This is a genomic window from Lysinibacillus sp. NPDC059133 (assembly GCF_042755925.1).
Classification (GTDB): domain Bacteria; phylum Bacillota; class Bacilli; order Bacillales_A; family Planococcaceae; genus Lysinibacillus.
This window is the reverse complement of record NZ_JBHZDH010000096.1, coordinates 1-8581: the sequence shown is the minus strand read 5'-3', so window position 1 is coordinate 8581 and position 8581 is coordinate 1. Positions and strand designations below refer to the sequence as shown.

Here is an 8581-nt window from a genome sequence, read left to right as displayed (position 1 = left end):
TTGCATTTTAGATAGTCACTTCCAATTTCAAATTTTCTAAACTTAATTCAACGTTATACTTTAATATTCCTTCTTGCACTAACCTGCTCCGTTAGCTTAATAAGCAAAAAGAGCTGTTTAGGCAGCTCAATAATCTTCAAGCAAACGCATTCGTTAGTTGAAGTACACTATGCCACAGCCTCATCTCAAACTAATCTTAGTTAAAGAATGAAAAAAGATAATCAATATTAAACATCATTATTTCATATAAAATCAAGAAAATTATTGTTTTAATATATTGTTTAGAATCCTTTAAGTACTTCCACTCTAAAATAGCCTGAAAATCCAATAAAAAAGTAATATAGAACATCCAATACCATTTAATATTCGTTTCATTTGTATAAAGAAATGGAAGCATACATAAAAAGATAACTAAAAGAACACCTCGCCCCCATCGGTTAATATTTTTAGCAGATGTATCCGAAATCTTTTTCTTTTCTATACCAAATAATTTATCTAGTACTTTTTCTAATATGAAAATTAAAATTGTAATAACAACGATAAATAATAAAATTTGCACAATATATACCCCTGATTATGCCATTGTACCTTTTATCACAACACAATTTTTCCGAGTCACCTTATTGCATTAACCTGCTCCTTTAGTTTAAGTAGAAAAAGGCTCTACTCCTTATTGAAGTAAAACCCCCGTTAGTACAATAAGTTCAATAAAAAAGACCATCAAAATTGATGGTCCTACTTCACAAACTATCACACAGTCATTAAAAAACAAAGGACATTGTAGCTAATAAAATCCTTCATTTTTAATTTTATTGTTCCATAACATTTCTAACAAACAATTGCTTATTTTCATGGGCAATTGCACTTACTATTGCAAGTAATAGTCCCGAAATAACGAATACAATTCTAATTCCTAACAAATCCGCTAATAGTCCCATAATAAGAGAGCCAACGCCAAAAATCCCAGTTCCGATAGCACCTAATGAGGTATAAACAGTTGACAACTGTTCTTTTGACACACTAGTTTGTATAACCGTTTGTTGAGGAATTTTTTTAATTTGTCCAAAAAGCCCTACACAGAGCGATAAAAGTAAGGAAATCATAGGAATACTGTTTAGGCTAAATAATATTGTGAATAAGAAACTTGCGAATGAACCGACAAAAATAAAGGTTCCTAATTTCTTTTCAACAAAAGAAGAAAATTTAATACAATAAGCACTTCCTAAAATCAGACCTAAAAAGTTAGCTCCATTGATAAATCCCCACCATTTTTCATCAACGTTCAAAGCATCGTTGACAAACACATATAAAATAGCCGCTATCCAAACCGTTGCTGCAATTGTTTCCAAAAATTCTATCCAAGCAATCCTTCTTAATACTGGAGTATTAGATAAAGTTTTCCAACCCTCTTTAATCTTTTCTAGTTTCCCTTTTAACTCGGTTGTTTCATAGATTACACTTTCTAAAAAGCAAAGTAATATGCTTGCAATTACAAATAAACATCCAACTAACCAAATAAGTTGTTGAGAACTCATAATAATTAGCAATGAACTTCCTACGAACCACATACCTGCTTCTATGACCTGCGTAATAGTTTCTGAAATTCCATTAGCTTGAATTAGATGTTCAGGTTTAACATAGTATGGAGTCAATGTCTGTCTTATTGGATTTGCACAACCGTCAAAAAAGGCAATCAATCCTATTATTAAAAAGATAAAATAATAATTAGCTGCTGTTAAACCAATTAACATAAATCCTAGAATAAAGAGTAAAATCGTTTTTACAATTTGTGACCCAGCAAGTAACCATTTAAGATTTAATTTCTCAACCAGAAGAGGTGTCAGCAGACTGGATATAAACATAGAAGAAGCAATCGTAAATGGCACAAACGATGCTGCAAATGTAGAACCTGTTAATACAAAAATTGTACTTATAACACTGACTATATATAATACATCGCCTATATTAGCGAGTGACTGACCCAATAGTAATAAAGAAAAATTTCTATTCAATTTCATTATATATCCCCCAATATTTCATTCGAATTTTGGCTTAATAGGGGAATATTAGATTGGACTATTCATTAAAATTCAACTCCTATCATATATCGGACAAATCTGGGGGATGTAGATTTATCACAAGTTTTGTATCATCAAGAAATATTTACATGAATTATAGCATTGTTTTTCAAAATATTACACTTCCATAGTAATTAGTATCCATATATTATTTTCCTTACGATTCTTTTATTTTTTTATTCAGTATATGCTCCATAAAAATAAAAGAATCCTACTTCCGCTAACCTGCCCCGTTAGCCATCCATGAAGCGCCAAAAATCAACACTTCAACACAGAAAATGAAAGATGATTAAGTTCTTTCATGGGAGTTCATTATTCATCCTCATAACCCCATATTTACACTTTGATTATAAAAAGCGAAGCGGCAACAACAAAGCGCCCAGCCGGAACGGAAATCAACCTCACGTTATGCTAATAGGTCACAAACTACCCAAAAATGGAAAATTACACTAACTTTCTATTAGCAATAGAATTAATATTCATCTATACTAATTTTACAGTTAATATTTAAAAATTGTATGTTATAGAAAAAACGTAAATGACTTACAATAAAAAGCCTAATAATAAAGGTGTGTAAAGATGAATACGATTATGGAAATACAGAACATTTCTAAACAGTATAGAGGTAAGAAAATTATAGAGAATGCTACATTTTCTATTTGTGCCAATCAAATTATAGCTCTAGTAGGAAAAAATGGGTCCGGTAAAAGTACCCTTCTAAAAATCATTGCGGAATTAGTTGATGCAGATAGTGGTTCTATTGTAAAACATCGACAATCTTTAAAAATTGGCTATGTGCCAGAAGTGACCCCTTCACATATTTTATTTACGCCTGAAGAATATCTTTATCATATGGGTAGTATTCGAGGTATGTCCAAAAAACAATTACAGCAAAAAATAAATGAGTTACTTGAATTATTTCATTTACAGGAAGCTCGAAACATTCGGATTGTTAACTTTTCTAAAGGTATGAAGCAAAAGGTTATGATTATGCAGGCAATGCTTGAAGACACTGATCTACTAATCTTAGATGAGCCATTATCAGGACTTGATCCTAAAGCCCAAAGTGATTTAGAAGAAACCCTTTCGATATTAAAGGCCAAAGGGTTAAGTATCGTTTTAACATGTCACGAAACAAAATTACTGCAACATCTTGTTGATACTGTTCTTGTTATTCAAAATAACAAAGTCAATCAAACTGATTCATTACATAAGAGTCATACATTGAAAAATAAATTAATTTTTGAGATTTCAAGCGTGAATTTATTAGATGACATGCTATCTATTCTTGAAATTCAACAGCAAAATCTTTTAGACAACGGTTGTTATGAGGTCATCACCATTATTAATGCAGAGGAAACAGACCGAGTATTATTAGAGCTACTACACAAAAAAACCTCAATTAAACAATTAATCCCGATCAATGAAAAGGAGGAACAATTCTATACCCATTTTTAATGAGGAAGAATAGACGCCAATATGACTAGTTTATTACGTTATCAATTTATCAATTATTTAAGAACCTATCAATATGTTCCACCTTTTTCAATTTTCATATTATGTCTTGTTGTTAATTATACTTTTGTACCAAATCCAATATTAGATAGTTATTCATTTACAGCTATCATTCTATTTTTTCTAATGGGATGGTTTACAATTACACTATTTCACGCGGAAGATGAAGGACAAAAAGTAATGACAACACTTCATGCCAAAAGTCGAACACACTATAGTTTAGGAATTTTTATTCTTTGTGTACTCATTGGTTTATTCTTAAGCTTTGTATCAGTAGCCTACCCTACTCTTATTGGCGCCTTTGGAGAAAAACCAAGATTGATACATCAATTACTAGGATTCCTCTCACATTTTAGTTTATCTGTACTAGCGATTGCACTTTCAGCAATATTTACGAGAGAACTCGTTAAAAACAAGCAAAATACTTGGTGGGGTGTACTTGGCATCTTAATTGTGTCTGTCGTGATTGCTACTTTAAAAGAGACCATTCTTCAGATCAAAGGGCTTATTTGGTTACTTCCCCCTGTCCGTCTTTCATTGGAAATGATGGGCTCAGAAGACTCTATTAAATCAATTCCTAACAGTTTTTATTGGCAATTTACTTGGATTTTCGCCTATTCGGCCATCGTCATCATGTTGTTCTTCCTCCTTTCGAATAGAAAAAGGAGATAAATTTCTTAAGAAGGAGCATTCAATTCTCTTAAAAGTAAGCAAAATGAAGGAACAATATTTACATTAATCCTTCCTATTATTTAAATTTCCAAGAGAATAATTTCAAAAAATTAAGAATATAAACAATGGAAGTCAGAAAAAATTCGGAGAGTGAAGACATGATTCATGACATTGAGGAATATATAAAATATTTAGAGGGTGTTCATAAACGAACGATGCAATATGTGAAGGTAATACCTGAAGAACTTTTAGATTGGAAACCTTCTGAAGATAAATTTTCTATAGGTGATTTATTGCGACATATTGCATCAGCTCGTTTGATGTTTCTTGGTATATTTGAACATGGTTCGTGGACGTATGCAGGACATGATACTAGGAAGTGGGCTTCTCTTGAGGATATTTCAAATTATCTAGAGTCATGCCAAGTTAAATTAACAAAGGGTTTATTGAAAATTGGCAATGATGTGTTGTCAAATAAGGTTTTAACCCTTCATGGTCATGAAGTTAGTGCTTGGAGAATACTTATGTCCATTCCCGAACATGAAATCCATCATCGTGGGCAAATCTCTTCATATTTACAAATGAACAAGATTGAACCGCCTCAAATTTTCGGATTAAAGATTGAGCAAGTGAAAACATTATAATTTTATGAAAGAGTATGGACATCATCTTATATCCAAAGCTTATTTTTGTCTTTATATTAATCCCTCTGTTATATAGAGAGAAATTATAATCAGTGGGGTTTTTATCGTCCCCTACTCGTTATTTGTCTCCATCAATCGGTATTCTATGGCAGTTAATGCCGGATAAAAAAGGACCTATTGCAATTTATTATTACGATCATCTGATTTGTTTTAATGATATGTTAAAGCTAAAGAAATGGTTAGTATACTTCCAAAAAAATGAATCTATGATACGTACAACCATTATTCCATAGCTGCTAATCGATACCCTATCGATCATGCACCAAAGACATACATATAGTAGCGTTAAAATAAATATTAAAGCCCAAAAATAGAGTTTCTTATTAGCGCCAATTTTCGGAGTATCTTTATTCTTATTTAATGATGCTCTGTAATACATAAAACCGATAATTAGTGAAATCCCCAAAAGTGTACTACCGTGTTGCAAAAATTTATAAATGGGTATTTGATAGCCATACAGATTGAAGGTATAGGTCAGAGTTGGGAAATTCCTTACCATAAATCCATTTGTATGTGTAAAAGAATCCCATACTACATGAGTTAACATTCCAAATAATGCTGAGTAACAAAAAATAACTACCTTCCATTTTTTACTTCCCACCACCTTGTAGCTAGATGTATCCTGTAGAAAGTTAGGTAAATGGTGGATTACATTCAAACGTATAATTTGATGATAAATAAAGTAAATCATTAATACTAAAGGGAGATTGAATAGAAAAAAACCTGTGAAGGTATGTCCTATTTCCCCTAATATTCAAAGTCAGGAGCCATACTACCTAAAACCATTGCGGAAAAATTAATATATCTACTTTTTCTGGTAAAAGGTAATACTGCCGCAGGATGAGCAAATGTTAATGGCATAGTATCTCCCTTCTATTTAACTTCTTTCAGCGGGTGTTTGGACACCCGCTGAAATATAGGAACTCGGTCTAAGAACGCCACGTCCTGTGGCATTACCGAAATGACCGACATCGTGTCGGCCCTCGTGTTGTTGCCGCTGACGCTTCGCTTTCGCACAAAAAACATCTGCCGCTGCCGCTACGCTTTCGCGCAAAAAAGACCTGCAGGCCTAAGAACAAAGCCGATTCCGGACGCAATTATGCCGAGGCATAATTGATCAATATATTTATTACAACGTTTTTCATTTCTAAAAGTTACTTAGAAATGAAAAGGTCTGCTGATTCCATCATTAATTTTTGTGTTGTAAGAATTTATTAATAATTTAATAAGGACCTTATAATAAATCCCCTGGTTGGGCAATTTTTCGTGCGTTAAATGATGATAACACTATATAATAGAAGAAATTCAAACTAGATTGGATGGGGTTACATGGAAACAATTCATATTCCTATCGATGCTGAAAATATTATTAGTACCTCAAGTAAAGGCGATCAATCGAAATGGCGTATCGGCAATAAGTGGGTCAAACAAAATACACGAGGTTATGAGGGGCAAGCAGAAGTATTAGCTTCCCTCATGCTTGAATGCTCAACTATTGATCGCTCTAAATATGTCGTCTATCAGCCATGTATCATTCAGTTGGCTGACGGTGAACAATTTGAAGGCTGCTATTCACTCGACTTTCGTGGTACAAAACAGGAAGTGACACTTGAGCGCTTGTTTGAAGCAAATTTCAGCTCTACTGACCCTATTACAAATAACAAAACACAAAGAAAAATTCGAGCAATTAATGGCGCAGGTTGAACAGTATACAGGACTCGTTGTACATTATCAGATTGCACAACTATTCGCTTTTGATGCCCTTATTCTAAATGAAGATCGGCATACAAATAATATTTTATTTTTATACGATCCAAAAGAAAAGACTTGGGAGCTAGCGCCTATTTTCGATAACGGACTTAGCCTATTATCTGATGAAAAAGACTATCCACCTGGCAAACCTTTAACAATTATCAATTATGCCTCGGCATAATTGCGTCCGGAATCGGCTTTGTGCTTGCACAAAGAACTCCTTTTCGATTCCGTGACATCCGCCGGAGGCTTTAACTTCTTTCAGCGGGTGTTTGGACACCAGCTGAAAGAAGTTAAAGAGAAAAGTAAAGGCAAAACCACTGAATTCATCTTTCACAAAACAACTTGCTCTTTACGAAGGACCACCTTTTATTGATAAGGAGAAATTAGTAGCGACAATCGATCAATCACCGTACGATTTTGGACGTGCTAAAGACGTATTACTTTCACAGTTGCGTAATCCAGTTTTGAAACATTTATTCATAGAAAGAAGTGAAGCTATTGATTGATTACATGACTTTTGACGTGATGTGGATGGATGACATTATTGCAAATGTTGAGTTAAAACCGACTGATGGTGGCACACCATATGTCATTAACTATATTGAAGATTTTAACAAGCAATTTTCGCCGACGATGGAGGGGCATATTACCTTAGAAGAACTGGAACGTTGGCTAAAATGGCGAACCTTCCCCCCTACTCGGTTCAACGCAAAAGAATTACTGGCTTCACTGGATATGCAAGCCTATAATCGCTGGGGCATCGTGAGGAAAACACATGGTGTCATGGCAGATGATGAAATTTGGATTCGATTTAAAGGCGAAATCCTCACACATCGGGATGTCTGCTTACGCAAGGATCTATACTATCCTGAGGAACCAAACTTTCTAGAATTTCAATAAGTTAACTGGTGGTAAACCTCTTTAACAGGAGTTTTTTAAAATTAAACGAGCTCTCAGACGTATTTTACATCGAGTTGACGGGTAGATTCCCTAGCTCGATTCGTCTGGGAGCTCTTTAAGAAAATTAGCATAAAACAGAGCGAAAATTTATAGCGAAGAACAGGTGAGGGTATAAAACAAACGATTTCATTCTGTCGTTTCAATCGCTTGATGAAATTTTTTTCATTCGATTTCATGGCACCAATTCCTCTCTTACAATGATTAAATTATTTAATATCTGTGAAAAAATCTTCTTCAGAAAAAACACCAATATTATTTCTTCTTAGCAATGCAGTAGTTGCGCCTACACCAACTAATTTTGTACCATTGAAATCTCCATTGTAAATCATTGCACTGCCACAAGATGGACTATATTCTTTTAAAATTACCGTAGTAGCACTTAGTTCGAGTGCTTTCTGTAATGTTGCATATGCTCCCTTTAGATATAGCTCCGTTACTTCACGGCCAGACTTTTCCACCACTATCGCTTTCCCATCCAAAACGTCTTCACCATCTCCCCCAACAATTTCAGCGGGCTCACGAGGCGTCGAAAAACCTCCCATGAGTTCAGGGCATACAGTTACCGCCTTATTTTCTAGCACTAGCCGTTGAATTCTTTCATCTAAACTATCTGTCCCATTATATCGTACCTTTAACCCTGCTAAGCAAGAACTTATTAATATCATATGTGCACCTCATTTTTTAGACATATCGTTTAAGTACAACTTTAGCTCATTAATAAAGTCTGTCAACTGACTGACATAAGTTACTTCTTTGACCTACTCCATTCTCTTTTTAATGAGTAACATTATTTTAAAACCGTTTCACACGTGTTGATTAACCAAAATTATACAGTCGTTGAATGATTTATGTCCCAATGAAACATCAGGATTTCTTTCACCCTAATTCGCCATTCCA

Annotated in this window: 13 protein-coding genes; 7 read left to right on the top strand and 6 right to left on the bottom strand. The window is 33.9% G+C overall.

Annotation, left to right across the window (positions count from 1 at the left end):
* Window positions 1–196: 196 nt before the first annotated feature.
* Both ACFXN8_RS25805 and ACFXN8_RS25800 read right to left on the bottom strand, forming a co-directional pair.
* The gene (locus tag ACFXN8_RS25805) at window positions 197–559 is read right to left on the bottom strand and encodes a DUF4181 domain-containing protein (RefSeq protein ID WP_376069979.1); all 363 of its coding nucleotides are present in this window, start codon (window positions 557–559) and stop codon (window positions 197–199) included.
* Window positions 560–809: 250 nt separating this feature from the next.
* Entirely contained in the window at window positions 810–2018 is a 1209-nt protein-coding gene (locus ACFXN8_RS25800; RefSeq protein ID WP_386848245.1) for an MFS transporter, read from the bottom strand.
* 639 nt (window positions 2019–2657) lie between these two features.
* On the opposite strand from ACFXN8_RS25800, the gene ACFXN8_RS25795 reads away from it, so the two are divergent.
* From ACFXN8_RS25795 to ACFXN8_RS25780, 4 genes are all read left to right on the top strand, one after another.
* The gene (locus ACFXN8_RS25795) at window positions 2658–3536 is read left to right on the top strand and encodes an ABC transporter ATP-binding protein (protein ID WP_376069973.1); all 879 of its coding nucleotides are present in this window, start codon (window positions 2658–2660) and stop codon (window positions 3534–3536) included.
* Window positions 3537–3557: 21 nt separating this feature from the next.
* Window positions 3558–4265: an ABC transporter permease gene (locus tag ACFXN8_RS25790; protein WP_386848244.1), complete on the top strand. Its 708-nt coding sequence runs from the start codon at window positions 3558–3560 to the stop codon at window positions 4263–4265.
* 158 nt (window positions 4266–4423) lie between these two features.
* A complete protein-coding gene (locus ACFXN8_RS25785) occupies window positions 4424–4909 on the top strand; it encodes a DinB family protein (protein WP_386848243.1) in 486 nt (161 codons plus the stop codon).
* A gap of 92 nt (window positions 4910–5001) precedes the next feature.
* Window positions 5002–5202, top strand: coding sequence for a hypothetical protein (locus tag ACFXN8_RS25780; RefSeq protein ID WP_386848246.1), 201 nt, complete (start codon window positions 5002–5004; stop codon window positions 5200–5202).
* Here the strand turns inward: ACFXN8_RS25780 and ACFXN8_RS25775 are convergent.
* From ACFXN8_RS25775 to ACFXN8_RS25765, 3 genes are read right to left on the bottom strand one after another with little or no spacing between them, the layout of a single operon-like run.
* On the bottom strand, window positions 5106–5660 hold the full coding sequence (locus ACFXN8_RS25775; protein ID WP_386848242.1) for a DUF4184 family protein: 555 nt from the start codon (window positions 5658–5660) through the stop codon (window positions 5106–5108). The two genes, ACFXN8_RS25780 and ACFXN8_RS25775, sit on opposite strands and share 97 nt — an antisense overlap.
* A gap of 56 nt (window positions 5661–5716) precedes the next feature.
* A complete protein-coding gene (locus tag ACFXN8_RS25770; protein ID WP_386848241.1) occupies window positions 5717–5830 on the bottom strand; it encodes a DUF4184 family protein in 114 nt (37 codons plus the stop codon).
* 16 nt (window positions 5831–5846) lie between these two features.
* Window positions 5847–6023, bottom strand: a complete 177-nt coding sequence (locus tag ACFXN8_RS25765; RefSeq protein ID WP_386848240.1) for a hypothetical protein — start codon at window positions 6021–6023, stop codon at window positions 5847–5849.
* Window positions 6024–6298: 275 nt separating this feature from the next.
* Between ACFXN8_RS25765 and ACFXN8_RS25760 the strand changes: the two genes are divergently transcribed.
* The 3 genes from ACFXN8_RS25760 to ACFXN8_RS25750 all read left to right on the top strand — a co-directional run bounded on the left by ACFXN8_RS25760 (window position 6299) and on the right by ACFXN8_RS25750 (window position 7624).
* Window positions 6299–6673 (top strand): hypothetical protein, encoded by a 375-nt coding sequence (locus ACFXN8_RS25760; protein WP_386848239.1) that lies wholly within the window; start codon window positions 6299–6301, stop codon window positions 6671–6673.
* Window positions 6660–6902 (top strand): hypothetical protein, encoded by a 243-nt coding sequence (locus ACFXN8_RS25755; protein WP_386848238.1) that lies wholly within the window; start codon window positions 6660–6662, stop codon window positions 6900–6902. The genes ACFXN8_RS25760 and ACFXN8_RS25755 overlap by 14 nt, the downstream gene beginning before the upstream one ends.
* Window positions 6903–7222: 320 nt before the next feature.
* Window positions 7223–7624, top strand: coding sequence for a hypothetical protein (locus ACFXN8_RS25750; protein ID WP_386848237.1), 402 nt, complete (start codon window positions 7223–7225; stop codon window positions 7622–7624).
* A gap of 266 nt (window positions 7625–7890) precedes the next feature.
* Here the strand turns inward: ACFXN8_RS25750 and ACFXN8_RS25745 are convergent, their stop codons facing one another.
* A complete protein-coding gene (locus ACFXN8_RS25745) occupies window positions 7891–8349 on the bottom strand; it encodes a 2-thiouracil desulfurase family protein (protein ID WP_376069956.1) in 459 nt (152 codons plus the stop codon).
* Between the last annotated feature and the right edge of the window lie 232 nt (window positions 8350–8581).

Bases quoted from the DNA above. Each gene is read 5' to 3' on its own strand.
- ACFXN8_RS25785 (WP_386848243.1), top strand. From the start codon at position 4,424: ATGATTCATGACATTGAGGAATATATAAAATATTTAGAGGGTGTTCAT.
- ACFXN8_RS25775 (WP_386848242.1), bottom strand. From the start codon at position 5,660: ATGATTTACTTTATTTATCATCAAATTATACGTTTGAATGTAATCCAC.
- ACFXN8_RS25800 (WP_386848245.1), bottom strand. From the start codon at position 2,018: ATGAAATTGAATAGAAATTTTTCTTTATTACTATTGGGTCAGTCACTC.
- ACFXN8_RS25795 (WP_376069973.1), top strand. From the start codon at position 2,658: ATGAATACGATTATGGAAATACAGAACATTTCTAAACAGTATAGAGGT.
- ACFXN8_RS25745 (WP_376069956.1), bottom strand. From the start codon at position 8,349: ATGATATTAATAAGTTCTTGCTTAGCAGGGTTAAAGGTACGATATAAT.
- ACFXN8_RS25770 (WP_386848241.1), bottom strand. From the start codon at position 5,830: ATGCCATTAACATTTGCTCATCCTGCGGCAGTATTACCTTTTACCAGA.
- ACFXN8_RS25755 (WP_386848238.1), top strand. From the start codon at position 6,660: ATGGCGCAGGTTGAACAGTATACAGGACTCGTTGTACATTATCAGATT.
- ACFXN8_RS25760 (WP_386848239.1), top strand. From the start codon at position 6,299: ATGGAAACAATTCATATTCCTATCGATGCTGAAAATATTATTAGTACC.
- ACFXN8_RS25790 (WP_386848244.1), top strand. From the start codon at position 3,558: ATGACTAGTTTATTACGTTATCAATTTATCAATTATTTAAGAACCTAT.